The organism is Ureibacillus sp. FSL K6-8385 (genome assembly GCF_038593155.1).
Classification (GTDB): Bacteria; Bacillota; Bacilli; order Bacillales_A; family Planococcaceae; genus Ureibacillus; species Ureibacillus terrenus.
The window spans coordinates 360,139-384,938 of sequence record NZ_CP151968.1 but is presented as its reverse complement, the minus strand read 5'-3'; the positions used below and the strand labels follow the sequence as shown (position 1 = coordinate 384,938).

Below are 24,800 nucleotides of genomic sequence, written 5' to 3'. Positions count from 1 at the left end.
ATTTTTTCTGCAAAATATGACAGATTCGGCAGTCACGGGAGATGATGGCTGTCGATGATGGCAGATTGATAGATTTGATGGCGCCATCTGTGTTCATTTTTCGCGGCTTCCTCATCCGGCGCCGGCAGCTTGGCGTGTTTTCAACGGCATATGAAAATGCCGGCCACCGCCAGTTATCTACCGTAAATATATTGGAAAGTACCGGACAACGATTCCGCAAACCGCTTCCTTCTATTCCAAAAGGCGCAAAATTTGACAAGACAAAAAACGTTTTTGTTGTTTTATTATATATTGCATCAGCATCAAAATCACTAGTTTCTTCAAAATTTTTTCATGGATTTTAGGAAATTCGGTTTATCTTTTGCCAAATCAACAAAAAAAGAGAACCATGGCCACTGTGAATGTCCCATTCACCACCAATGTTTCTCTCTACTGACATTATAATACATGACTTGACATAAGTCTACCAAATTTTTCATAAATATATAAAAATCCCCGGTTTTCGGGAAGGGGGCCCCCGGGGGACGGCTCAGGAATTCCAGCATTCGGACGCTCTACAAAGCCTATGCAGCGGCAATCGTCGGAATTCCATTTCAGGCAGTCCTGCAGCGCACCTAAATCCTCCAATCCCGACCGTTCCGAGGATTCCGCCCGCAGGACCAAACAAAAACACCCCCCGATGGCAGGGAGATGTTCGATCATCTTGCAGGCGCGATTTGCGGCAGACAACGTCCGTCAAACGGCGCACGATGCGCAATGTTCCATCGTCCGCAAGGCGTTATTTCGTTGAATCCAGTCCCAGATCCTGTTTGATTTTGGTCGTCGAGATTTCGGGGGTTCTGCTCAAATACACCACTTCGCAATAGTCTTTCAAATAGTCGAATTTCCCTTTCCAGTCATCCCCCATGACAAAAATATCCACGTCATATTTCCTGATGTCGTCGATTTTTTGCTCCCAGCATTCTTCCGGGATGACGAGATCCACATAGCGGATCGCTTCCAGCAATTTTTTCCGTTCTTCATAAGGGAAATAGCATTTTTTCCCCTTCTGTTCGTTGAATTCGTTGGTGGACAACCCGACGATCAGGTAATCCCCCAATTCCTTCGCCCGTTTCAACAAATTGATGTGCCCATAGTGCAATAAATCAAATGTGCCGTATGTAATTACCCTTTTCAAGTTAGTTCCTCCATATGCTTATTGTGCTGAATGTTGTGGAATGGTTTCGGTCGGAGCCGCGCTTTCCGCTCCTCCCACCGAGCAATGCCCGCATTTTGCCGGAGCCATACCGGTTCCGGCGGTTTCATCGTTTCTGCATCAATTGGCCGATCAATTCCATCAGCCGATCCGTGGCATGGCCGTCCTGGTGCTGATGGAAAATTTCCTTCAGTTCGCCGCGCTTTTGCCGGAATGCATCTTCCCGGAAGCTCCGCTCGATGGCATCCACGAGGCTTTCCTGGTTCTGCGCCTTATAGCCCGGCGTCCATGCATCATACGGTTCCAGCAGGATGCCCCGGTTCGCCTTGTATTCTTCCAAGTCCGCGTTGATGAAAACCATCGGCTTGTCCAGCAGCAGATAATCGAAGTAGATGCTGGAATAATCGGTAATCAGCAGATCCGTATGCGGCAGGATCTGATACAAGTCCATGTCCAGCTCTTTCAGCTTTTCCGTCGTCAAGAACAAAATCCGGTCCTGATATTTGCTGTATTTTTCTTTAAAGATTTTTTCTTCCATCGGATGCAATTTGAGAATCAGCAGATAGTTCTTTTCGGTCAGATAATGGATGAAATCTTCTTCGGAAAAGTGTTCGAAATTGAACAGATTGTCGTACACTTTCCCTTCGACCCGGTTCAAATAGTAGCCTTGACGGAACGTCGGCATATAGAGCAGGACCTTGTCATAGTTTTGGAGATTGAGGACATCCTCTTTCATTTCCGCAAACAGGTGGTCGTTCCGCGGATATCCTAAAATCCGGTGTTTCGTGAACGGGATATGATGGGTCGCCCCCATGAGCACCGAATGCATTTTGGAAGTGGTGATCAGATAGTCCAGGTTCGGCTCCATCAGCCCCCGTTCGGCGGCGGTCGGTTCCATATGGCGCATCGCCTTCAGCGGAATCCCGTGCCAAACATCGATCAGGATTTGCTTGTTGTTGTATTTTTCATTGCCGTGGGAGCAGACGATCAGCTGATATCTGGACATCCGGACCACCAGCTTCAGCACCCGCAGCACCTCGGAAAAGGATTTGTTTTTCAGGAACAATTCCCCGCGCTCGATGCGATCCACTCGGTACCGCCCCGCTTCTTTCAGCCGTTTGTACAGGATGTGCGTATTCGAACCCGAAGGATAGGAGCTCTCCAGAATGAGAACCGTACCGGGCCGAACCGGTATCAGCAAGCTGCATATAAATCTCAGAATCCTCTTCACTGTCGATTTTAAGAACATATAAATTCCTTCCTTAGCTCTCGTTTCATCATAGGTGATGATGTCATCCCTTCAGCACGGGCAATCCGCGTTTTTGGGGCGGATGCCGATGTATGGTATATGTTGAATGCGTTTTTTGCGGTTGTTGGTTTATGGTTGCGTTTTTCTTGAAAGCGGGCCTTGAATTATTTTTCAAAACAGTCGGCGTTTTTCAATGGTCGGCTTTGGGCCGACAGGGTTTCGCTTTTATTTTATTCCGTTTTCGGCATCGTTGTTTGCTCTTGCCTTTGGGCCAAACAGGGTTTCGCTTTGATCGAAAGCGAACCTTGAATGATGTTCTGGATAGTTGGCGCCTTTCTTGAAATCGTCGGCGGCTTTGGGCCGACAGAATCGGCGAGTTTATCGAAAGCAAAAGCGATTCTTGAATCATGTCCAAGATGGTTAACACTTTTCTTGGAATCATCGCAATGCTAAAAAAGCGGGATGAAATGCCGATAAAAAATAATAGCCGCTCGATGCTATTCTACTCGATATTATTCCGCACCAAACGCCACTTCTTTTTTTGGCAAAATATCTAAATTTTACTTAAATTATATCAATATATCTTTGCTGGCGGATTTTTTAATCTGCGGCCAGTTTTTCTTTCGGTTATCACCATTATACATAAATAAAAAAGAAAGATATTGACGATGAATTTCAAAAATTATGATTAATTTTACTAGAGAAATGTCCAACCGGCAAGAGGAGGCATCCTTCCCGGTCTTGGATTTTCCTGCCGCTTTGGCGCAAGCGCTTTCATGGTCCACGCGCGGTTCGGGCTTTAGTCTACAGGACGTTATCGGAAACTTTTTGTTCCGTTCCAATGGATGGTTATGGTTTTAGGGAGCTCTCCCATAATTCCGGAGGCCCATTGGATTTTTTATGGTTTTCGGGGCTTCCCCCGGAAGTTTATTGGAAAATTGGCGGAAGCCCGTGCCTTCCTTTGCCCTAAAGGAGCTTTCCCCTTGGAATTTCCGTTTTCCAAGGATTTGGGGGAAGCCTTTTTTGATTCCTGGCACATGGCGGACACTTTGTTCATCGGCCAGGAAGCCTTAAAAATGCAAAAAGCCCTCAGCCGGATGGTGTGAGGGCTGGTTTATTGGCAATTTTGAAAACCTGCTCCCCTTTTGCCCGGGGACATGTGTTTTTGCTGCAAAGGAATTATATTCATTCCTTGTGCCGCCATTGGACGGAGTGTTCATTCCAAAAGTTGTGTTTACAGGCGTTGAACATTTCATTGGGCGGAGTGTTCATCCCAAAAACTCCGGCATTGCCCATGATCGGTTTCTTTCGGAGGATTTCCCCGCGCCACGGAACGGGGTTATTTATTGCAAAGAACCTCCAACAATAATTTTAACAACGCACATGGGCCGTTTCTTTCGGAGGCCTTCCTCCCACGCCATGGATTAGGTTTATTTATTGCGAAGAACTTCGGCGCGCACATGGCCCAATTTCGTTCGGAGGCCTTCCCTTCCTCTGCCATGGATCGGGGTTATTTATTGCGAGAACTTCGGCGCGTACATGGCCCAATTTCGTTCGGAGGCCTTCCTTCCTCCGCCATGGAACGGGTTTATTTATTGCGAAGAACTTCCAACAAAAATTTTAGCAACGCACAAGGGCCGTTTCTTTCGGAGGCCTTCCTCCCACGCCATGGATTAGGTTTATTTATTGCGAAGAACTTCGGCGCGCACATGGCCCAATTTCGTTCGGAGGCCTTTCTTCCTCCGCCATGGAACGGGTTTATTTATTGCGAAGAACTTCCAACAAAAACTTCGGCAGCGCCATTTGCCGTTTGATCCGCTTCGGCTCCAGCATCAACCGGTAGAACCATTCGAGGCCGATTTTTTGGAAAAATTCCGGCGCCCGTTTGACGTTGCCGGCAAGCACGTCGAAAGAGCCCCCTACCCCCTGGTAGATGATCGGGTATAGGCGGTCCCGGTTGGCGTTGATCCAGTTTTCCTGTTTCGGACTGCCCATCGCGACAAAGAGGATGTCCGGCTTCGCTTCATTGATCGCGGCGACGACCTTTTCGTTATCTTTTTCATAACCGTGCTGCACGCCCGCGATTTGAATGCCCGGGTACAGTTCTTTCAATTTTTCCGCTGCCGTCGCGGCGACTCCCGGTTTCGCTCCATATAAAAAGACGCGTTTTTGGCGTTTGGCCGCTTCTTCGCAGATGCGCATCATCAGGTCGATGCCTGTGACCCTTTCGATGATGTTCCCTTTTTGCAATTTGGAAGCGAGGATGACCCCGATGCCGTCCGGGATTTGGAATTCCGCTTCGTTAAGGAGTTTTTTAAGAGCCGGATCGTCTTTCGCTTTCATGATCTTTTCCGGATTGATCGCCACAATGAGCGATTTTTCCTTTTTCTCGATGCGGTCAAAGATTTGTTGGATCAGTTCGTCGTATGTTTCGGTATTGACTTGTATCCCCAATACGGTTTCTTTCATATTCCCTTCATCCATTCGTTTGTAGTTTTCACCGCTTTCCATCATACCAAAAAATCCGGCATTGTACAGATAAAAAAAGATGATAAAAACATGACAGTTTTTATCATCTTTGGAATGGGGATGGTGTGAATTTTGTTGTGGATGGTAATAGTATGGGCGGGGGTGCGGGGTTTTATACGCGGGAGGGGATTTTTTATTTGCCCGGGATGGGGGGTATGTGCCCAAAGTAAGAGCCTATCTGCCCAAGAGAAACCACCAAGTGCCCAAGCAGGCACTCCATCCGCCCGAGCTAAATTCTCAAGTGCCCAAGATGAATCCCCATCCGCCCAAGTTGGAATCGTATCTGCCCGAGAAAAATCTCCAAGCGCCCAAGCCATATCCTCTTATGCCCGAGTTGACTCTCTAAGTGCCCAAGGTGAATACTTATATGCCCAAGGTAAGATCATATTTGCCCAAGAGAAACCTCCAAGTGCTCAAGCAGGCACTCCATCCGCCCGAGCGAAATTCTCAAGTAACCAAGATAAATCTCCATCCGCCTTAGTTGAGGACTCATCTGCCCGAGTTGACTTTTTATGCGCTCATGATGAATACTTATGCGCCCAAGGTAAAATTCTATCGCCCAAGGTATGACCCTATCTGCCTGAATGATTTTCTATTTACCCAAGATTTATATTTATCCGCCCAAGATAAATCCACATTTGCCCAAGCTGAAATCGTATCTGCCCAAGCTGACCTTCTATATGCCCAAGATTTATATTTATCCGTCCAAGATAAATCCACATTTGCCCAAGTTGGAATCGTATCTGCCCAAGCTGACCTTCTATATGCCCAAGATTTATATTTATCCGCCCAAGATAAATCCACATTTGCCCAAGTTGAAATCATATCTGCCCAAGCTGACCTTCTATATGCCCAAGATTTATATTTATCCGTCCAAGATAAATCCACATTTGCCCAAGTTGGAATCGTATCTGCCCAAGCTGACCTTCTATATGCCCAAGATTTATATTTATCCGCCCAAGATAAATCCACATTTGCCCAAGTTGAAATCATATCTGCCCAAGCTGACCTTCTATATGCCCAAGATGAATGTTTATGTACCCATGATGGGTTCTTTTCTGCCCGAGATGGTTGCTTATGCGCCCAAAGTGAGAGCTTATGTGCCCGAGTTGATGTTCCATGTGCCCATGATGGGTTCTTTTCTGCCCAAGTTGATGTTCTATGTGCCCGAGGTGGGTTCTTTTCTGCCCGAGATGGGGGTTTATGTGCCCATGATAGCTTCTTTTCTGCCCGAGATGGTTGCTTATGCGCCCAAAGTGAGAGCTTATGTGCCCGAGTTGATGTTCCATGTGCCCATGATAGCTTCTTTTCTGCCCGAGTTGATTTTTTATATGCCCAAGATTGAATCTCATCCGCCCAAGTTGACTTTCTATATGCCTAAGATTGAATCTCATCCGCCCAAGTTGACTTTCTATATGCCCAAGATTGAATCTCATCCGCCCAAGTTGACTTTCTATATGCCCAAGATGAATCCCCATCCACCAAACTTGACTTTCTGTGCGCTTCCGCCAAACCGCATCCAGCCGCGGAATTCCCTTCCTATAAAAAAGCGACAGGGCGCACGATGCCCTGTCGCTTCCTTATTATTTATTTTTGGAGTCGCCGAGGAGGTGGAATTGGAATCCGGCTTCTTTCCATTTTTCCCGGTCCAGGCAGTTTTTCGTGTCGAAGACGATTTTATTTTTCGGCGTGATAGACAATGGGTTGTATTGTTTGAATTCGTTATGGTCCGTCAAGACGAGCAGGATGTCTGCATCGTTGACCGCTTCTTCAAAGTTTTGGGTTTGTGTCGGATGTTTGTTTTCTTTGATATGCGGGTCAAAGGATACGACTTCGAGGCCCAATTTTTGAAGTTCGTGAATCACTTCAACGGATGGGCTTTCGCGCATGTCGTCGACGTTTCCTTTGAAGGCGAGGCCAAGCACGGCCACTTTGCCGCCCGCGATTTTATTTTCATTCAAGATTTTTTGCGTTTTTTGCGCTGTGTACAGCGGCATGCTGTCGTTGATCGTCCGCGCCAGATGGATCATTTGGGCTTTTTCGCCGCCGAGTTCCACCAAGAACCATGGGTCCACCGCGATGCAGTGGCCGCCGACGCCTGGTCCCGGGAAGTGGATGTTTACGCGCGGATGGAAGTTGGCGTAATGGATCGCTTCCCAAATGTTCACGTCGAGGTCTTCCGCCAGTCTTGCCAATTCGTTCGCGAACGCGATGTTGACGTCACGGTATGTATTTTCCATGACTTTGACAAGTTCCGCTGTTGTGGCATCCGTGAGATGGATTGGCCCTTTTACGAATAATTGATAAAGTTCTTTCGTCATTTCGGCGGATTGTCTGTTGATGCCGCCGATGATGCGTCCGTTGTTGATTAATTCTTCAAAGATGCGGCCAGGGATGACCCGTTCCGGCGAGTGGGCAACGAAGAGTTCTGTGCCAATGTCCAAGCCGGATTTCACGAGCTCCGGAATCATGACGCGTTCCACTGTTTTCGGCGGCACGGTTGATTCCAGGATGACCAGGTTGCCTTTCCGCAAGTATGGCACGATGGATTTGGTTGCTTCGCGAACATATTCGAGGTTCGCCGTTTTGTCCGGGTTGATCGGCGAAGGCACCGCGATGATGAACACGTCCGCTTCCTGCGGTGTTGTGGAAGCCGTCAAGAATCCTTCGTCCACCGCTTTGTTGAGCCGTTCTTGAAGACCCGGTTCTTCAATATGTAGCTTTTTCTCCTGAATGCTCCGGACGGCATTCGGGTTGATGTCGACGCCGTGCACTTTTACTCCGTGGTTTGCGAAAGTGACCGCTGTTGGTAATCCGATGTAACCGAGTCCGATTACACACATTGTTTTTGTCATGTTAATCGTTACTTCCTTTCAATCGTTACAGAAACGGGTGGCGGAGCGTGAGGTGGTGATTATGGCAAGATGGGTGTTTGGTGTGGATCCGATTTTCCTTTTTGTCGGGCGCAAAGTCCTCTTCGGCCCATGGATGCATGGATGGCGCCTTGGGGTTTGGGCACCGTGACCGGTCGGGCTTTGCGCGCCCCGTCCTCCACCACTCGTTTTGTTTAGGTTTATTGGTTAGGATGTATTCTGTTTAAATTAATCATACGTGTTTTAGTATACATCTTTCGACATAAACTGTGAATTATTTTCACATTATCTTCCGTTTTTGTTTGGTGGGGTGGGATTGGGGGATGGGGTGGTGGTTTGGGCGGATGGGGTTTTCTTTTGGGCGGATGGAGTTTTTTCTTGGGCACCTAGAGACTTCACTTGGGCGGATAAGGATTTTTCTTGGGCAGATGAAGTATCCGCTTGGGCGCTTGGAGTTTTCTCTTGGGCGGATGAGGTGGCCGCTTGGGTACTTGAGGGAAGCTCTTGGGCGGATGGAGTATCTACTTGGACATTTGGGGGATTCTTTTGGGCGGTTAAAACCTCAGCTTGGGCATTTACGGTTACAACTCGTGCATTCATCTTCTCCTCCCGGGCAATTCCAGAACCAACTTGGGCATTTAGTATCTCACGCTCCCATAGTTCCTCCATTTGATCAGGCACCCCCTCCTCCTCCCCTCAACAAAAAAAGAGCGTGTTCAATAATCGACACGCTCTCGTCTCCTTTCCTTCATTTCGATGATAATCGGATTCCAGTCGTTGAATGGCCGATTCTTCCACCGTCTCCTTCCTTTCATTGCAATGATAATTCGTATTTGCAGCGGCTGGTGTTGCCGATGCGGGATTTGCTGTTGGCTTTCAGGATTCGCTTGGCTTCGTAGCGGTTCCGCAAGCGCAGGTAGTGCATGGCTTCTTTTGGGGAAATATATTTGTCAATTAACATATAGTAGTCTTTCAAGGCTTTGACGTGGGCCTGCATGTGGCGCTTCTTACATTTTTCGCAGAACCATGTGCGTTTGAGCCGTTTCATCGGGATGGCGCCGCAATGCGGGCATTCGACGCCCCTTTGGATGTCGGCCGGGTCGATGCCGTAATACCGGGATAACGGGAACTGGTTCCAGGAAGGGGCTGCATTGTGTTGGAGAACAAGGTCGGCCACTTGTTTGGAAGGGATGATGTCTTTTTTCGGCAATGACCAGATGTGGTTGATAACGGCCCGTCCCAGGAGAAGCGGGTATTTGGACGGAGGCGTTTTAATGATGGCATTGGTGAACGGCAGCGAGATGGCCCCATGGATCGGGACTTTCAGTTGATGTTGTTCAAAAAATTTCGAGAGGCCGAACAGGTATTGGTCGAGTTGGGATTCGGGGCTGCGGTAGGCGATTTTATTTTCTTCTTTTATACAGATTAATTGCGGAGGATTGTTGTTGAAGATCAGTTCTCCTGTAAGGTTTTTCACTTCCAAAATCAGGCACCAGCCGGGTGAAATGACCATTACGTCGATTTGGATGTTGAAGATGGATTGAAGGTTGACGTTGTGCAGAATGAAGGTGTTTTTGGGCAGTTGGCTTTCGGTCAGGATGGTGAGGAGCTGCTTTTCGCCGATTTCTCCGGCTTCCTGCAACGAGAGTTCCTCTTCGATTTTGAGCGCTTTTTCGTGGCGCGGGTTCAGCCGTTTGTTTAGGGATTCCAGGGCGATTTTGTAGTGGGTTGTTTGGAATTCTTTCAGCAGCAACCGGTACCACTCCTTTTTTTAGAATATTTCGGATTAAAGGAGAATTATTTGTTTTTTTGTAGGATAGCAGATTTTGCCGTGTTTTGGAAGGGTTTGGAAGGAAATTTGAATTTTGGGGCGGTTTTTGGGGGCAAATTTAAAATTTGCGGGGTTTTTTGGCGGGATTATTCAAATTGGGTCAAGGGTTGGCAGGATTTTTGGGCGGATGGAGATTTTTCTTGTACACTTAGAAATTTCACTTGGGCAGATGGGGATTTATCTCGGGCAGATGAAGGGTCTGCTTGGGCTCTTGAGGTTTTCCCTTGGGCGGATGGGATCTTGGCTTGGGCATATAAGTATTCAGCTTGGGCACTTAGATTATCATCTTGGGCAGATATAGTTCTAGCTTGGGCGGACAAGGTTCCTCCTTGGGCACTTGGAGATTTCACTTGGGCAGATGGGGATTCAGCTTGGGCACTTAGATTATCATCTTGGGCAGATAGAGATTCATCTTGGGCAGATACAGTTTCTGCTTGGGCACTTTGGGTTTTCCTTGGGCGAATGGGGATTCAGCTTGGGCAGATACAGTTTCTGCTTGGACACTTTGGGTTTTCCTTGGGCTGATAAAGTTTCCGCTTGAGCTCTTGGGGCTTTTCCTTGGGCGGATGGATCCCAACTCGGGCAGATAAAATGTCAACTTGGGCATATAAATGTTTCCCTTGGACAAATCCCCCATCCCGCGCATCCCCCATCCCGCGCAGATAGCCCCCTCTTCCCCCTTCACCCATAAGCACAAAAAAAAAAATCGACTTTCCCCCAACTTCGGCGCAAAAGCACTATTTTTGCTGAACGGTCTTTCTTTTTGTCAACTCCCGAATATTTTCCGCTTCCATTGAATAGATTGATTGGGATTAGGTTTACTGGCTTTCCATTCCGGAAATAATGGGAAAAAAAGGAGGTTTTCAATGAAGGAAAGATATTTCACAGTGGAAGATGTGGTGCTTGGAATGGTGGGTGCAGTGATTGCGTTGGGGGTGTTGTTCTGGTTCATTTCGTAAGGAGAGTGCCGGCACCCGGAAAGTACCTGGCACTCTTCATTCCATTTTTTTCTTTTTTTCAACGAGTTCGCGGAATCGTTGTTCGTCCCGGTTGGAAAGGGCTTCGTCGATGAGGCGGTCGAGGTTTTGGACTTCCAATTCGCGGATGAGCCGGGCGATTTCCGAATCTTCTTCATGGGGTGCGAGGTTGAGGTTATCCGCCTTGTTGAATGCTTCCTCCAAAATCGGCGCCAAGTGTTCATGAACGTTCGAAATCAACAGCAGCTGATAAAGCGGCAATCGCAGGAATCGGTTTCCGCGCTGGAACACGAAAATTTCCGATAAGTTTTCGATCTGCATCGTTTTTAAATTTACGATAATTTCCTTTCCTTCAATCGGCACGAAATGGTACACTTCATTATCCTTCACAATGGAGAAATATTGATAGGCAAACACGAGACGCAGCGTATTTCCCGAGACTTTCGAATAAAACGGTTTCATGTATTGGACCTGGATCATACATATCCCTCCTATTTCACTCTAATTTCCACGCCCGCAGCCGATAAAACATCCGTCATCCGAAAACTTTCCTTAGGTTTTTCCCAAAAAGGCGAGGTTTAAACAAAGCGCGGGTTGTATTTTTTTGGAAATGCTTTGTGGCACGAAGCCTTGGCCAAGGCGGATTTTATCGTTTCAGGAACGAATTCTTCGGCAGCCGGACTACCGTTGGCCGCGCCGCTGCTTTCCGCCCTGCGCTTCTCACGTCCTGGTTACAATCAAAAATTCTGGAATTTCCATTCTATGCGGCTTTTCATTCCGCTTATGCATAAAAGAGATGAAGTTTCATCAAATTGACACCGATAAGTGGTTGTAATGTATCATACGAAATTTGCTTCCCTTATATTCCCCCGTTTTCACCTTAAAATGGCGTTCCTGTATTTTCCAGTCGTCCTCATCGATGTTTGATTAAAAATTACAATTAATGTGAATAAATGGAATAGATGTTGCGGTGGCCTTCGATTTCTTCTCGTTCAATTCCCTTTTTTCATTATTTTATACTTTTTTTCGAAAAATTCACAATATTTTATCCTTCAATTTAAAAAATGTTAGATTTATTGATATCAAATTGACAAGAATATGCCATGGCCTCCGCTTTTGGGGATTCGGACAATTCGTGCCGGCATCCGTCGAAGGCCGAAGATTCGCTTGCATCCGCTCGGCGGGATGTATGTTGCGGAGGAGAATTCTGCCCGAATGAAGGGACATCCTTGAAATTGCGATTGCCATCCATTTGCCGGACATCCTGGGAACACGATTTCCATCCGGTTGCCGAAAATTCACGGAAACGCAATTGTCATCTGGTTGATCGGTAAAACACAATCCCCACCCGTCTGGGGAGAAATCTTAAAAAACACTATTTCCATCCACTTCCAGGTCGCGTATTTTCGCTTATCATTCCCGCTTGGCCGCGGTATAATGAAAGGAAAGACTTTTTTAGGAGCGGAATGTGATGACGTTATCAGTTGCAATGGTTGCCCATGAAAAAGAGGATGCGATTCGGGAACAGTTGAAAAGGGTCGGGAAGGAGCTGCATCCTTCCGTGGCGGAAGACGAAGAGATCATCCGGCGGGCGCTGTTTGCCCTACGGAATCAGGCGGTGGTGTTCCATCGGTACTTATCTTTGTTTTCCGTTATGATGGCGACGGTCAGGGACGTGCGGGACGCGGAAGTGACAATTGATTTCCGCAATAACACAATCGATTGCTCATGCCCGCAGGAAGGCTGGTGCCGGCATAAGGTCAGCGCGCTGTTGTCGCTGTATCAACATCTTGATTCGGTGCAGGACTGGGTGCGGCAATGGCGTTCGAAAAAATCTGCGGACCTTCAGTCGCTGGCGGCTGTGCGCACTCCCGGGAATTGGCTGAAAATGGTGGATGAAGTGCTCGCCTACTATTTGGAAGAGGATGAGAAAATTCCAGGGTTCCTTTATGAAACGATCGCGGAAAATGCGCTGGAAAAGCTTCGGAAACATCTGCCTTTTGAGCGGGAATGGCAGCCGGTTTACCGGTTGTTTATGGAGCTGGCGATTACTTATCAAATTTCTTTGCGGGTCTCCCAGGCGACGGCCGTGGATGCCCATCTGTTCCAGGCCTTTTTGCAAAACCGGTTCCACTCCTTCCAAAACACCGTCCATGAAATTCCCGCCTCATCCCGGCTTTTCGCAACGGATCCGTTTTTCGACCGGATGCAGGTGATGCTCCGGGAAATGCTGTTTGAACATGACGGATTTTTCAGCCGGAAAATGAATGTGTATTTGCTGTTCTGGGACAGCGTGTTTACGGAGAAACGGCGGGCGCTGGAAGAGCTGGTACATTTGCAGGAGCGGCAGGGGATGAAGTTTCCGGAAGTCTTGAACGTGTTTTATATTATTTTAAAAAATTACGCCGCGCTGGAAGAAAATATGCGCCAAATCAACCCGGAACATGTGGACATTTATTTGGGGCTGGTGAAGTTCGCGTTCTCGAAGCGCAACGGGCAGGCGGCGGAAATCATCCTGCGGAGGATTCTTCCTTATTTGAAAAAGTTTATCCAGAGCGTGAACCGGATTCACCGCTCCAGCATGATTTATTCGATTTCTTCGCTATATGAAAATATCACCCTGTCAGAAGAGGAAGAGATTTTATTATACTCCGCTTTTGGCAAAGACGGGGTCGCCCAATATTCGAAGCATTTGCTGGCGCACAAGCGGTACGAAGAATGGGTGGCGCTGCATCAAATGTACCCTACATCCATCGGGCATTTGGAATATTGCGGGTTGAAGCAGGTTGCGGAAGAAGCGCCGGCCCTGGTCCTCCCGCTTTATCATTTTTACGCGATGGAGGAAATCCGGCAGAAGTCGCGGATGAATTACAAGGAGGCGGTGCGCATTTGGAAGAAGATGAAAGCCGCCGCGAAAAAGGCCGGCAAGATGCGTTTTTGGGAAGAGTATATCGGGGCGGTGCGCGAGCAGAACAAGCGGCTGCGCGCCTTGCAGGAAGAATTGGAGAAAGGGAATTTGTTCGGGTGAGGTGGCGCCCGGGAATGGGCGATCCGGGGCATCGCGGGCTGAATGGTGTGCCCAAGATAATATCCTATCCGCTAAAGTTTGTATTTTATCTGCCCGAGTTGTTATTCTATGTGCCCCAAGAGAAATGCTTATGTGCCCAAGATAAGATTCCATCTGCCCGAGTTGGATCCTTATGTGCCCAAGATGGAATTCTATCTGCCCAAATTTATTTTCTATACGACCAAGATGAATCCTTATATGTCCAAGATGGTATTCTATCTGCCCGAGTTGGATCCTTATGTGCTCAAGTTGGGATTCTATCTGCCCAAGTTCATTTTCTATACGCCCAAGATGAATCCTTATATGCCCAAGATAGGATTCTATCTGCCCGAGTTGGATCCTTATGTGCCCAAGATGAATCCTTATGTGCCCAAGAAAAGATCCTATCTGCCCAAGTTTGTATTCTATGTGCCCAAGAGGAATTCTTATATGCCCAAGATAAGATTCCATCTGCCCGAGTTGGATCCTTATGTGCCCAAGATGGAATTCTATCTGCCCAAATTTATTTTCTATACGACCAAGATGAATCCTTATATGTCCAAGATGGTATTCTATCTGCCCGAGTTGGATCCTTATGTGCTCAAGTTGGGATTCTATCTGCCCAAGTTCATTTTCTATACGCCCAAGATAAATCCTTATGTGCCCAAGATAGATGTTTATATGCCCAAATTAAGATCTCATCTGCCCAAGTTGAATCTCTATCTGCACAAAATGGAACTTCATCCGCCTAAGATTTGTTTTTATCTGCCCAAGATGTGTATTTATCTGCCCAAGAGAAAATCGTATCTGCCCGAAAGGAATCCCTATCCGCCCAAAACGAATACTTATCTGCCCAAGCTAAGGATTTATCTGCCCAAGAAAGCATAGTATTCGCTCGAGAGAATCTTTTATCTGCCCAAAAGAGAATCGTATCTGCCCGAGAAAATTTTCTATCTACACAAAACGAATGCATATATGCCCAAGCTGAGCTTCAATCCGCCCAAGTTAAAATCGTATTCGCACAAGCGTAGCTGTCCATGCCAATCAGGAATTTTACGAATGACTGCTAGAAAGGAATTTTATTTCTATGAAACAGGTGCAAGTGAAGAAGGATTTGAATACTTCTCCTTTTGCGACGGTATATCAATTGTCAATAGAACAGCTGAAGACGGGGGTGTATCGGCTCCGGGCTTCCGAAAATGGAAGAAGGGTTTCCGGGGAGACGTTCAAGTCGGTTTTCTTTTTCCGCTATGAGCCGAATTTTTACGGACTGCATGCGGTTGTCGACGGGGATGCCCTCGTGGTGACGGCGGCGGAGCTGGTGGAATGTTTGTCGCCGAAGTATCGTCATCCGTTTGCGCAGTTTGAAGGGGCGACGAAAGAGGATGAGGCCTTGCTCGAGTGCGCGAAGGCCGTGGCGCCGTTGTGGAGCTCCCCTGCTTTGTGGAATCATGTGAAAGTGGCCGGGGATGAGCTGGGGGCTTCTTTGAAGGTGACATTGGACGCCTCCCCTGCTCAAGCGGGCGATACGGAGTCGGCCAAAGTTGAATTAGGCGAGGCTTTGGACGCCCAGGCGGATGCCCTCCCCGCTCTGGAGGACGATGCGCAGTTGACCGAGGATGGACTTGGGGATGCTTTGGACTTGCGCCTGGATGGCTTCCCTGTTCCAGCAGCCCAAACGGATTGGGCCAAGGAGGAGCCGCGCCCTTCTTTGAACGTTCATCTGGAAACGGCCTCCCTCTCCCGCGCGGAAGAATTGCTAACAACTGCCATTCAACAAAAATTTGAAACGTGCGGCCTGGAGGTTTCCGACGCGCCTTCCCTCCTGCCGTTCTTCCAAGAAGGCGGCTGGCCGCTTGAGCCGGATCGCTCCATCGGTCCGTTGAAAGTGGCCCTCCGCCTGAACGAACCGGAAGAAGCTTCCGGCGAATGGGTGCTCGAGACGGTGATTTTATCCTCCCATTCCGCCAAACATTGGACGCCGGCCGTCCGGAAGCGGCACCATCCGATCCGGGAGGCGCTTCCCGACAAATGGAAGGAATATGCCGATGAAATTGCCCGGCAGCAAAAGCAGATGCTGCAGCTTTTGGGATTGGACGTTTTCTCCGATGAAGCCTTTTTGCATGTGTCCTTGACCGATGCCGAGGTGCGCACCCTTCTCCGCGACCGTTTCGCCAAAGCGGCCGCGCTCAGGTTTGAAGTGATTCTGCCGGGCTGGCTGAAAGATTTGAAGAAAGCGAAGATGCGCGTCCGCGTCAGTGCCCGGAGCGCTTCGTACAAATCCGTCGCCGGGCTGGATGATATTTTGTCCTTCCGGTGGGAGCTGTCCATCGGCGGCGAGCGGATCAGCCCCGAAGCCTTCCGGAAAATCGTCGAGGAGAAGCGGGAATTTATCCGCATCGGGAATGAATGGTTCCGCCTCGACAACGATTGGATGGCGAAAGTGCGCGAACTGATGGACAAAGCGGAAAGGGAAAACTGGACCGTGAAGGAATTGGTGTTCCGGGAAGTGCCGGAAGAGCTGATGGAACAGGAATTGGATGAAGAAGACGACCGGGACGACCCGCTTTTTGCCTTCGAAATGCAGCGTTCATTAAAAACTTATGTGCATCAGCTGCTCGAAAAGCGGGGGCTTCCTCCGGTGAAAGTGCCGGAGTCCTTGAACGCGACGCTGCGGCCTTATCAGAAGCAGGGATTTGATTGGCTCGTGTTTATGCGGTCTCAGCGGTTCGGCGCCATTTTGGCCGATGATATGGGGCTCGGAAAAACGGTGCAGCTGATCGGCTACGTGCTGCATGTGTATGAGGCGCGGCGGGAGAAAAAGCCGACGCTCGTGGTGTGCCCGACTTCCGTTCTGGGGAATTGGCAGAAGGAATTGGAGCGTTTCGCCCCGGGACTGAAAGTGTATACCCACTACGGTTCCGGCCGCTTGAAGGGGGATGCCTTCCATCAGTTTTTGGAAGAGGAAGCGCCCCATGTGGTGTTGTCGACGTACGGCACGATCGCGCAGGATGTGGCGTTTCTGGAGGATGTGGCATGGGCGGTTGTGACGCTGGATGAAGCGCAGAATATCAAAAACATGCAGACGCAGCAGTCGAAGGCGATCCGCCGCCTGCATGGGGACCACCATATCGCGTTGACGGGGACGCCGATCGAAAACCGCTTGGCGGAGCTGTGGGCGATTTTCGATTTTATCCACCGGGGCTATTTGGGCAGTTTCAAGAAGTTCCAGGAAGAGTTTATTGTGCCGATTGAGCGGGATGGTTCGGAACGGCACAAGGAGCGATTGCGGGCGAAAATCCGTCCGTTTTTGCTGCGGCGGACAAAGACGGATCCGGATTTGCAGCTGAATTTGCCGGATAAGCAGGAGACGAAGGAGTTCTGCCCGTTGACGGAGGAGCAGGCCGCGCTGTACGAAGGGTATATCCAGGAAAGTTTGAAGGATTTGGAGAAGCTGCCTCCGTTTGAGCGCAAGGGGCGGATTTTGCAGATGCTGTCGAAGTTGAAGCAGCTGTGCAATCATCCGGCGCTGTATTTGAAGGAGCCTTTCGGGGACGCGCCGGGGATGCTCGAACGTTCGGTGAAGTTGAAGCGGATTGTGGAACTGACGAAGGAAATCGTGGACGGCGGCGAGCAGTGCCTGATTTTTACCCAGTATATCGGGATGGGCCAGTTGCTGCAGCATTGCTTTTTCGAACTGTACGGCTGGGACGTGCCGTTTTTGACGGGCAGCATGCGGAAGGAGCAGCGGGATGCGCTGGTGGAAGCGTTCCAGGCCGGGGAGTTTCCGGTGTTTTTGCTGTCGCTGAAGGCGGGCGGCACCGGACTGAATTTGACGGCCGCAAGCCACGTGCTGCATGCGGACCGCTGGTGGAACCCGGCGGTGGAAAACCAGGCGACGGACCGGGCGTACCGGATCGGCCAGAAGCGGTTTGTGCAGGTGCATAAGTTTATTACCATCGGGACGATTGAAGAGAAAGTGGACGACATGCTGGAAATGAAGTCCGCGCTGTCGGAGGAATTGATCCAGGCGAGCAACTGGCTCACGGAGCTGGATACGGAGCAGCTGTTGGAGCTGTTGAAGTAGAGGAAGGCGCCGGGATGTGCGGGTATTTTCCGGCAGCCCCGGTTGGTTTCTGGCATGTTCCAGGGGGGTACTTCCTGGCAGCCCCGGTTGGTTTCTGGCATGTTCCAGGGGCGGATACTTCCGGCAGCCTCGGTTGGTTTCTGGCATGTTCCAGGGACGGGTACTTCCGGCAGCCCTGGTTGGATTCTGGCATGTTCCAGGGGCGGGTACTTTCATGGTGCCCGATATCCCTTGGGAGCCTCATATATCCCATGGAGCATGGCGCTCTGGATGTCCAACTCCCCCAGATGACCGGGTCTTCCATAGAATCTTGCATTCCATCCCTTCCGAATCTCCCGCACCGTCCAGGCACCCTCCCCTCTCCAAAATGCAAGGGCAGGATTGAAAGGATCGCTTTCAATCCTGCCCTTTTCGCCAACATAAGGAGGAAGTAATGTGACAAACTTCTTGACGATTTTAAGTCCCGGTTTCCTCGTTATTCGTGTGCAGCCTCATTTGTCGTCTTGCATTTTGCATGCAGCCTCTTCTTTCCTTATTCAATTTCAGCCTTCCATATTCAATTCATGAGCGGAACGATTGCGTTTTTCTCACTGCCGGGCGGTCACAAACCGGCAGTGCCCTTCCCACCTCCTTTTTTCCCTTTTTTGGTCATTCCCCATTCCTTCGCTTCTTCATCAACCAGACCATTCCAAAGCTTATGATTTCCCTTCAATTTCCGCATTGTCCACTTTGCTTCCAACGGATGTCCAACCTTCGATTCCTTCAAAAGCTTGGACATTTCCCTTCAATCAACCTTCTTTTGCTAACACAACCACCTGTTTATCCCGGAATCCTTTGCCAACCTCGTTTTAAGAAAAATCGCCTCATTTCATATTCCTCATACAACCAGACCATTCCAAGCCAAACCCTGAATCAGCAATCCTCAAGACCCATTTGATTCTTGCCATGAACTGTTCTATCCCTCGGAATCCTCTTCAAGCAAAGACCTGATCAACTGTCAACCAAAACTTGAATCCTCCATAACTTCAACTCCGCAATTTGAAACCCTGGCACAACATTTTGCAGCGCCGATTGCCCAATAACGATTCACGTCACCGGCAATCCTTCTTCCGATTCAGGCAGAACAAACTCCTTCTCCGTTCCCGCCTGCTGATTTGGCGGTTTCAGCGAATAAAATCGGACATCATCGGCGATTACTTCCGTCGTAAACACCCTGATATTTTCCTTGTTTACATAGGAGCGTGATTGCAATCGGCCGTTGATTCCGATCAGCGAACCTTTGCCGCAATACTGGACGATGAGCTCCGCCAGTTTCCCCCACGCGGTGCAGGAAACGAAATCGGCGTCCACATCGCCCTGGCTGTTGCGGTAATTGCGATTAACCGCCACGATGAAATTCGCGGCCACCCGTTTTTCTCCAATCTCCCGAAGAACCGGATCCTTCGTTAATCGCCCGACTAGTCCGACATGGTTCATCCATTCACCTCCTTCATCTCCATCATATCGGCACTCTCCTAATTTGACAAAATTGGAAAATTAAAGAATCCCTTTATTTTTCCATAGAAAATTTATTTTTTCACAACGAACGCATATTCGCATAAATCGCCGAATCCCTGATCATCCTTTTATTAATCCTTCTTTTTCGACAATGTCCAAAAATAAAATTTGGCAAATTTTTTATTTATTTCAAATTTGTCTGCTATGTTATACTGATGTAGTAGAAGAGAAACATCGTTTATTTTTTAGAAAAATATGGTGGAAATGCAGAAAACGGCGCTTTGTGCAAATACGCATCGGATTTGGATCAAACACTGTCCATCCGGATATGGAGTTTTCATTCCCGGCGGGCGATATGCCTAATCTTTGTATGCCGAATGGAGGGAAATGAATGAAAACGTTCAAAATGATTTCCTTTCAATTTGAACATGACGGCACGGAAATCCCGTTGATCGACGGCATTACCATCAATCAGGAGAATCAGGAGAAAACTTGGATTTTGGAATTGTTTACGGATAAGCAATATTCAATCCCTTTCCAGCCATATTGGGATTCGCAGGAGTCCTTTGATGTGCAAGTCATCATTTCCTCCCCGGACAACGAGCCGGCCCCTTTTTCGGTGAAAGTGCTGGGGATGGAAGAAATAAATGGACGGGTTTCGATATTGTTGAAGGGCCATTTGCGGACGGTGCGGCTGAAATACGCGGAGCAATTGCTGCAATCCCTCCTCGAGAAAAACTTGACGAAGGAAGAATTGCTGGCAGAGTTCAGAAAGGGCATGCGGGAGCGTCCGGTATTGAGGGGATGAGTGACCGCTTCATACATCTGAGCTTCTGGAGTTCTATGGATGGTTTTAAGGGATGACGTTGGTTACTCCTTGCATCAAAGCCCGTGCGGCATGGGATATTGATTGTTTCATACATTAAAGCTTGTGCTTTTGCAGCACGAGCAGCCATGTTTCGTTTTGAGAGGATGCTGTTGAAACAGGCTGTTTGGCGGGATATCTCGCGGATTCGGCACAAACCCGATTGTGGTTTGTGCTTTTTTATTTGATTGGATTTTTTTGGGGAATAAAATTGCGGGACTTTGTACGTATGCAAGTCTACTTTGTTCGGGTCACGTTAAAGTTTGGGCGGATCGCGTTTTCTTTTGGGCTTTTGTAAATGCAGCTAGGGTGGATCATGTTTCCACTCGGGCGCTTATAGCCTTCACTTGGTCGCTTGGATATTCCTTTCGGGCATTTGCAAATTCAGCTTGGGTGGATGAGGTCATCCCTTGGGCACCTGGCTTCCCTTCTTGGGCACTTATGGGCTTTGCTTGAGCGGATGGCTTTTCCTCTCGGGCAGTTACGAATTCGTCTTGGGCAGATCATGACTCAACTCGGGCACTTGGTTCCCCTTCTTGGGCACTTATGGGCTTTGCTTGGGCGGATGGCTTTTCCTCTCGGGCAGTTACGAATTCGTCTTGGGCAGATCATGACTCAACTCGGGCACTTGGTTCCCCTTCTTGGACACATACAGACTTCTCTTGGGCGGATAGCTTTTCCTCTCGGGCAGTTACAGTTACGAATTCGTCTTGGGCAGATCATGACTCAACTCGGGCACTTGGCTTCCCTTCTTGGGCACTTATGGGCTTTGCTTGGGCGGATGGCTTTTCCTCTCGGGCAGTTACGAATTCGTCTTGGGCAGATCATGACTCAACTCGGGCACTTGGTTCCCCTTCTTGGACACATACGGACTTCTCTTGGGCGGATAGCTTTTCCTCTCGGGCAGTTACGAATTCGTCTTGGGCAGATAATGACTCAACTCGGGCACTTGGTTCCCTTCTTGGGCACTTATGGGCTTTGCTTGGGCAGATAGCGCCCACTCCGCGCATTAACAATTTCAACTTGGGCGGATAGAAAAGTGTCTTGGGCACATACGCATCAAACTTGGGCAGATGAAAAATCAACTTGGGCGGATACAATTCTTACTTGGGCATATAAACATCAATCTTGGGCACATAAAAAGTCAACTTGGGCAGATAGAATGTTATCTCGGGCACATAAGGATCCATCTTGGGCATTTAGAATATCATCTTGGGCACATAGAAAATCACCTTGGGCAGATACAATGTTATCTCGGGCACATAATGTTTCATCTCGGGCATTTAGAATATCATCTTGAGCACATAGCTCTCATTCCCCGACTTTTTCAATTTCTTTTTGGCGGATAAAAATCATCGTTTAATCACAACTAAAAAAAGGAGAATTTGAGCCGACTCAAATTCTCCTTTTCCTGAGCAAGGGGGATTTTTAGGGGGTGTGCAATATCTGATGTTTTCCATGCTTTTGGACAAAGCTGCCACTAATCTTTCAGACATTAGGGATGAATATTTTCATCCCCTCAAACTTTCGACAACCGCTTCTTTCACACCGGGGATGCGTGCCTTCCTCCCCGGTTATCCGGAAATGGCCTGATGCGCTTACAACGAGCGCCATTCCTTTCTCGCCAGGGTTGGCCTCACGTCTTCCGCTCCATGGAGATATGCATACCACACTCCCTAAACACCAGGGAGCTTCATAGTCCAATCCAAGGAATATGCCTGTCGCTCTCCCCAGTAACCAAGGGGCTTTTCAATTGGATCCACGGAAACACCTATTCCCTGAGCAACAGGGAGTTTCATGGTCCAATCCAAGGAATATGTTTGTCGCTCCCCGCAGCTACCAGGGAACTTCCCGATTCGATCTAAGAAAACATGCACTCCCTTAAAACAGGGAGCTTCACGGTCCGATCCCCGCGCAAACCGCCTCAGTCCATCTTTCAATACACGCCCAGCGGACTCCATCCAAAGGGACGCCGACGCTCCCCTCAGATGCCTCACGCCGGCGCCGTATTATTCATCTTTTCTATCTGCATCCCGAATATCTTTGCGATCTTCAATTACATCTTCCTGGTTACCGCGTTCATCACCAGTAACCCCTTTATCATCAGGCATTACGTCGTTGTTGCGCAATCCCTGATTTGTTCTATCGTCATTTTCGTTAATGTCATTGTCCACGGCGTCGTTGTCGAGCGCGTCATTCACGCCTTCACGGACATCCCGTGCGCCTTCACGCACCCCTTCGCCTACGTCTTCAATGCCTTCTCTGACGTCATTGCCGACATCGTTGATTGCGTCCTCGGTGTCGTTATCATTACAGCCCACTAACAAAGCGGACCCTAACAATAACGCATAGATGAACGGTTTCACAAAAAATCCCTCCTTTCTTCGCTGTTCGTCACTTCAAGTGACTGTTTTTAATGTGTGCGAAAAAAGAGGGAACTATCCATTGTCGGAATTAGCACTTTTTCTAAATGCAGGAAACCTTTGCATCTGTCTGCATTCTTTCTACTGCTTCAATCGCGCTCTCAGCAAGCGTTCGACATAATCGGCTTCCGCCTTGCAGCCGTACGCATAATTCGTGCCGAGGGCTTTCTGCATTTCTTCGATGGTTTCTACTTGTTGTTTCGACGGTTTTTCGTTCAGCGTTTGGGCGATGGCTTCATCAATTTCTTCGGCGATTTCTTCCTGGAATTGCGGGCTTAATAATACTTCCTGCGGCACATTTTCAAACCATGCCGAATTTTCCATAAAATACTGCTGCCAATAATTTATGAAATCTTCCGCCGCATACTTGTCCTCGTTCCAGCCGATGCTCGCCATATACTGTTCGAATGCCGCCGAAATGGACCGGATGATGCTGATTTTTACCCCGGATGATACCTGTTCTGTCATATTAAAAAACCTCCCACGGATAAAAAAGCCAAAGATGCGCATACTTTTCACTGCAAAGGCATTCGGCCCATCCATGTTTCCCGGGGATTTTCCCAACCATTATCATCAAGGATGCGCCATTCCGGCCATTCTATGCATGAATCAGCCATCCATTCCAGGCAAGATTATTTCAAATTTGGCGCTTCCGGTCCGATGGCGAATAAAATATCCGCTTCCGCCACCAGTTCGCCGTCCACTGTGGCAACGCCGTGGCCTTTCCCCATCGTGCCGCGCAATTTTACGAATTCCACTTCCAATTTCAATTGGTCGCCCGGCACCACCTGGCGTTTAAAGCGCGCATTGTCAATGCCTGTCAAAAAGGCGAGTCTTCCTTTGAATTGCTCGGAGTTCAACAAAGCCACGCCGCCCACTTGCGCCAATGCTTCGACAATCAATACGCCCGGCATCACCGGATAGCCCGGGAAATGGCCGTTGAAAAACGGTTCGTTGATGGAAACGTTTTTAATGCCCACTGCCCGTTTTCCTTCTTCGATTTCCACAATGCGGTCAACCAATAAAAACGGATAACGATGCGGTAAAATTCCTTGAATTTGTTCTGCACTTAACATGACATTTCCTCCCATTTTTGTAAATTAAAATAAACAAAAAATGGCACTTGAAGCGCGCATCTGTATACCATTGAAGCAAGAACTCGACAATATCCATCTTACCACGAATCGCCGATGGATACACTACCATGTTTTCTTCCCGCAAGGCAGGGCTTATGGAGCATTCCCCGCAATTGTACATACCTTGATTAAAAGAAAAAGCATGGATTTTTCAAAAAAACGCTATCCGCCCAAGTGTGGTTCGTATGTGCCCAAAAAGGGATGGTTAGTGCCCAAGTTGGCGTATATCTGCCCAAGGTGATATTCTATCTGCCCGAGATGGATCCATTTGTACCCAAGATAACATTCTATCTGCCCAAGATGACTTTCTATGTGCCCAAGTTGATATTCTAAATGCCCAAGAGGAACCCTTATGTGCCCAAGATAACATTCTATCTGCCCAAATTGATTTTCTTATCTGCCCAAGAGGAACCCTTGTGTGCCCGAGATAACATTCTATCTGCCCAAGAAGATTTTCTATCTGCCCGAGATGAATCCTTATGTGCCCGAAATAACATTGTATCTGCCCAAGATGACTTTCTATGTGCCCAAGTTGATATTCTAAATGCCCAAGAGGAACCCTTATGTACCCAAGATAACATTCTATCTGCCCAAATTGATTTTCTATCTGCCCGAGATGAATCCTTATGCGCCCAAGATAACATTCTATCTGCCCAAATTGATTTTCTTATCTGCCCAAGAGGAACCCTTGTGTGCCCGAGATAACATTCTATCTGCCCAAGAAGATTTTCTATCTGCCCGAGATGAATCCTTATGTACCCAAGATAACATTCTATCTGCCCAAATTGATTTTCTATCTGCCCGAGATGAATCCTTATGTGCCCAAGATAACATTCTATCTGCCCAAGTTGACTTTCTATGTGCCCAAGTTGATATTCTAAATGCCCAAGTAAGAATTGTATCTGCCCAAGGTGAAATCATAAATGCCCGAGAGGAAAAGCTATCTGCCCAAGCAAAGATCATATGTGCCCGAGAAGTGAAGCCAAATGCCCAAGTTGACACATGATCTGCCCAAGATGAGATTGCAAAAGCCCGAGAGGAAAAGCCATCTGCCCAAGGGAAGTCCGTATGTGCCCAAGAAGGGGAACCAAG

Annotated in this window: 22 protein-coding genes; 10 read left to right on the top strand and 12 right to left on the bottom strand. The window is 48.4% G+C overall.

What is annotated here, in order from left to right:
• Nucleotides 1–41 precede the first annotated feature (41 nt).
• Complete coding sequence (locus NST62_RS01865; RefSeq protein WP_342463069.1) at nucleotides 42–344, top strand: hypothetical protein; 303 nt, start codon at nucleotides 42–44, stop codon at nucleotides 342–344.
• Nucleotides 345–778: 434 nt separating this feature from the next.
• Here the strand turns inward: NST62_RS01865 and tagD are convergent, their stop codons facing one another.
• Complete coding sequence (gene tagD / locus NST62_RS01860; RefSeq protein WP_141602222.1) at nucleotides 779–1,177, bottom strand: glycerol-3-phosphate cytidylyltransferase; 399 nt, start codon at nucleotides 1,175–1,177, stop codon at nucleotides 779–781.
• A 124-nt stretch (nucleotides 1,178–1,301) separates the two neighbouring features.
• The gene (locus NST62_RS01855; RefSeq protein ID WP_141602221.1) at nucleotides 1,302–2,444 is read right to left on the bottom strand and encodes a CDP-glycerol glycerophosphotransferase family protein; all 1,143 of its coding nucleotides are present in this window, start codon (nucleotides 2,442–2,444) and stop codon (nucleotides 1,302–1,304) included.
• Nucleotides 2,445–3,427: 983 nt separating this feature from the next.
• Here NST62_RS01855 and NST62_RS01850 point away from each other — a divergent pair.
• Nucleotides 3,428–3,550, top strand: a complete 123-nt coding sequence (locus NST62_RS01850) for a hypothetical protein (RefSeq protein WP_281279202.1) — start codon at nucleotides 3,428–3,430, stop codon at nucleotides 3,548–3,550.
• A 652-nt stretch (nucleotides 3,551–4,202) separates the two neighbouring features.
• Here NST62_RS01850 and NST62_RS01845 read toward each other — a convergent pair.
• A complete protein-coding gene (locus tag NST62_RS01845) occupies nucleotides 4,203–4,913 on the bottom strand; it encodes a WecB/TagA/CpsF family glycosyltransferase (protein ID WP_141602243.1) in 711 nt (236 codons plus the stop codon).
• 562 nt (nucleotides 4,914–5,475) lie between these two features.
• Here NST62_RS01845 and NST62_RS01840 point away from each other — a divergent pair.
• Complete coding sequence (locus NST62_RS01840; RefSeq protein ID WP_342463068.1) at nucleotides 5,476–6,318, top strand: hypothetical protein; 843 nt, start codon at nucleotides 5,476–5,478, stop codon at nucleotides 6,316–6,318.
• Between the two features lie 238 nt (nucleotides 6,319–6,556).
• On the opposite strand, the gene NST62_RS01835 is transcribed toward NST62_RS01840, so the two are convergent.
• From NST62_RS01835 to NST62_RS01825, 3 genes are all read right to left on the bottom strand, one after another.
• Nucleotides 6,557–7,828: a nucleotide sugar dehydrogenase gene (locus NST62_RS01835; RefSeq protein ID WP_141602219.1), complete on the bottom strand. Its 1,272-nt coding sequence runs from the start codon at nucleotides 7,826–7,828 to the stop codon at nucleotides 6,557–6,559.
• A gap of 303 nt (nucleotides 7,829–8,131) precedes the next feature.
• A complete protein-coding gene (locus tag NST62_RS01830; RefSeq protein WP_342463067.1) occupies nucleotides 8,132–8,515 on the bottom strand; it encodes a hypothetical protein in 384 nt (127 codons plus the stop codon).
• A gap of 142 nt (nucleotides 8,516–8,657) precedes the next feature.
• Nucleotides 8,658–9,599: a nuclease-related domain-containing protein gene (locus tag NST62_RS01825; protein WP_328220108.1), complete on the bottom strand. Its 942-nt coding sequence runs from the start codon at nucleotides 9,597–9,599 to the stop codon at nucleotides 8,658–8,660.
• On the opposite strand from NST62_RS01825, the gene NST62_RS01820 reads away from it, so the two are divergent.
• Complete coding sequence (locus NST62_RS01820; RefSeq protein WP_342463066.1) at nucleotides 9,570–10,202, top strand: hypothetical protein; 633 nt, start codon at nucleotides 9,570–9,572, stop codon at nucleotides 10,200–10,202. The genes NST62_RS01825 and NST62_RS01820 overlap by 30 nt on opposite strands.
• 470 nt (nucleotides 10,203–10,672) lie before the next feature.
• On the opposite strand, the gene NST62_RS01815 is transcribed toward NST62_RS01820, so the two are convergent.
• The gene (locus tag NST62_RS01815) at nucleotides 10,673–11,134 is read right to left on the bottom strand and encodes an IDEAL domain-containing protein (RefSeq protein ID WP_141602214.1); all 462 of its coding nucleotides are present in this window, start codon (nucleotides 11,132–11,134) and stop codon (nucleotides 10,673–10,675) included.
• Between the two features lie 991 nt (nucleotides 11,135–12,125).
• On the opposite strand from NST62_RS01815, the gene NST62_RS01810 reads away from it, so the two are divergent.
• The 3 genes from NST62_RS01810 to NST62_RS01800 all read left to right on the top strand — a co-directional run bounded on the left by NST62_RS01810 (nucleotide 12,126) and on the right by NST62_RS01800 (nucleotide 17,787).
• Entirely contained in the window at nucleotides 12,126–13,682 is a 1,557-nt protein-coding gene (locus NST62_RS01810) for an SWIM zinc finger family protein (protein ID WP_342463065.1), read from the top strand.
• Nucleotides 13,683–13,696: 14 nt separating this feature from the next.
• A complete protein-coding gene (locus tag NST62_RS01805) occupies nucleotides 13,697–14,452 on the top strand; it encodes a hypothetical protein (RefSeq protein WP_342463064.1) in 756 nt (251 codons plus the stop codon).
• A 335-nt stretch (nucleotides 14,453–14,787) separates the two neighbouring features.
• Nucleotides 14,788–17,787, top strand: a complete 3,000-nt coding sequence (locus tag NST62_RS01800; protein ID WP_328216183.1) for a DEAD/DEAH box helicase — start codon at nucleotides 14,788–14,790, stop codon at nucleotides 17,785–17,787.
• A gap of 601 nt (nucleotides 17,788–18,388) precedes the next feature.
• On the opposite strand, the gene NST62_RS01795 is transcribed toward NST62_RS01800, so the two are convergent.
• Together NST62_RS01795 and NST62_RS01790 are read right to left on the bottom strand one after the other, a co-directional pair.
• The gene (locus NST62_RS01795; protein ID WP_170200282.1) at nucleotides 18,389–18,565 is read right to left on the bottom strand and encodes a hypothetical protein; all 177 of its coding nucleotides are present in this window, start codon (nucleotides 18,563–18,565) and stop codon (nucleotides 18,389–18,391) included.
• A 308-nt stretch (nucleotides 18,566–18,873) separates the two neighbouring features.
• Nucleotides 18,874–19,263, bottom strand: coding sequence for a single-stranded DNA-binding protein (locus tag NST62_RS01790; RefSeq protein ID WP_141602212.1), 390 nt, complete (start codon nucleotides 19,261–19,263; stop codon nucleotides 18,874–18,876).
• A gap of 412 nt (nucleotides 19,264–19,675) precedes the next feature.
• On the opposite strand from NST62_RS01790, the gene NST62_RS01785 reads away from it, so the two are divergent.
• Nucleotides 19,676–20,092 (top strand): YwpF family protein, encoded by a 417-nt coding sequence (locus tag NST62_RS01785; protein WP_328216187.1) that lies wholly within the window; start codon nucleotides 19,676–19,678, stop codon nucleotides 20,090–20,092.
• A gap of 2,066 nt (nucleotides 20,093–22,158) precedes the next feature.
• Here NST62_RS01785 and NST62_RS01780 read toward each other — a convergent pair.
• From NST62_RS01780 to fabZ, 3 genes are all read right to left on the bottom strand, one after another.
• The gene (locus NST62_RS01780) at nucleotides 22,159–22,515 is read right to left on the bottom strand and encodes a hypothetical protein (RefSeq protein ID WP_141602209.1); all 357 of its coding nucleotides are present in this window, start codon (nucleotides 22,513–22,515) and stop codon (nucleotides 22,159–22,161) included.
• A 138-nt stretch (nucleotides 22,516–22,653) separates the two neighbouring features.
• Entirely contained in the window at nucleotides 22,654–23,040 is a 387-nt protein-coding gene (locus tag NST62_RS01775; RefSeq protein WP_141602208.1) for a hypothetical protein, read from the bottom strand.
• Between the two features lie 164 nt (nucleotides 23,041–23,204).
• On the bottom strand, nucleotides 23,205–23,648 hold the full coding sequence (gene fabZ, locus NST62_RS01770; RefSeq protein WP_141602207.1) for a 3-hydroxyacyl-ACP dehydratase FabZ: 444 nt from the start codon (nucleotides 23,646–23,648) through the stop codon (nucleotides 23,205–23,207).
• A 414-nt stretch (nucleotides 23,649–24,062) separates the two neighbouring features.
• Here fabZ and NST62_RS01765 point away from each other — a divergent pair, with 414 nt between their 5' ends.
• Nucleotides 24,063–24,413 (top strand): hypothetical protein, encoded by a 351-nt coding sequence (locus NST62_RS01765; RefSeq protein ID WP_342463063.1) that lies wholly within the window; start codon nucleotides 24,063–24,065, stop codon nucleotides 24,411–24,413.
• The gene (locus NST62_RS01760) at nucleotides 24,397–24,714 is read left to right on the top strand and encodes a hypothetical protein (RefSeq protein WP_342463062.1); all 318 of its coding nucleotides are present in this window, start codon (nucleotides 24,397–24,399) and stop codon (nucleotides 24,712–24,714) included. Before NST62_RS01765 ends, NST62_RS01760 begins: the two co-directional genes overlap by 17 nt.
• Nucleotides 24,715–24,800 lie beyond the last annotated feature (86 nt).

What these genes read in the sequence shown, in the direction of transcription:
- NST62_RS01865 (WP_342463069.1), top strand. Translation starts at nt 42, where the DNA reads ATGATGGCTGTCGATGATGGCAGATTGATAGATTTGATGGCGCCATCT.
- NST62_RS01855 (WP_141602221.1), bottom strand. Translation starts at nt 2,444, where the DNA reads ATGTTCTTAAAATCGACAGTGAAGAGGATTCTGAGATTTATATGCAGC.
- NST62_RS01845 (WP_141602243.1), bottom strand. Translation starts at nt 4,913, where the DNA reads ATGAAAGAAACCGTATTGGGGATACAAGTCAATACCGAAACATACGAC.
- NST62_RS01835 (WP_141602219.1), bottom strand. Translation starts at nt 7,828, where the DNA reads ATGACAAAAACAATGTGTGTAATCGGACTCGGTTACATCGGATTACCA.
- NST62_RS01830 (WP_342463067.1), bottom strand. Translation starts at nt 8,515, where the DNA reads ATGGAGGAACTATGGGAGCGTGAGATACTAAATGCCCAAGTTGGTTCT.
- NST62_RS01815 (WP_141602214.1), bottom strand. Translation starts at nt 11,134, where the DNA reads ATGATCCAGGTCCAATACATGAAACCGTTTTATTCGAAAGTCTCGGGA.
- NST62_RS01810 (WP_342463065.1), top strand. Translation starts at nt 12,126, where the DNA reads ATGACGTTATCAGTTGCAATGGTTGCCCATGAAAAAGAGGATGCGATT.
- NST62_RS01805 (WP_342463064.1), top strand. Translation starts at nt 13,697, where the DNA reads ATGGGCGATCCGGGGCATCGCGGGCTGAATGGTGTGCCCAAGATAATA.
- NST62_RS01800 (WP_328216183.1), top strand. Translation starts at nt 14,788, where the DNA reads ATGAAACAGGTGCAAGTGAAGAAGGATTTGAATACTTCTCCTTTTGCG.
- NST62_RS01795 (WP_170200282.1), bottom strand. Translation starts at nt 18,565, where the DNA reads ATGTCCAAGCTTTTGAAGGAATCGAAGGTTGGACATCCGTTGGAAGCA.
- NST62_RS01790 (WP_141602212.1), bottom strand. Translation starts at nt 19,263, where the DNA reads ATGAACCATGTCGGACTAGTCGGGCGATTAACGAAGGATCCGGTTCTT.
- NST62_RS01785 (WP_328216187.1), top strand. Translation starts at nt 19,676, where the DNA reads ATGAAAACGTTCAAAATGATTTCCTTTCAATTTGAACATGACGGCACG.
- NST62_RS01775 (WP_141602208.1), bottom strand. Translation starts at nt 23,040, where the DNA reads ATGACAGAACAGGTATCATCCGGGGTAAAAATCAGCATCATCCGGTCC.
- fabZ (WP_141602207.1), bottom strand. Translation starts at nt 23,648, where the DNA reads ATGTTAAGTGCAGAACAAATTCAAGGAATTTTACCGCATCGTTATCCG.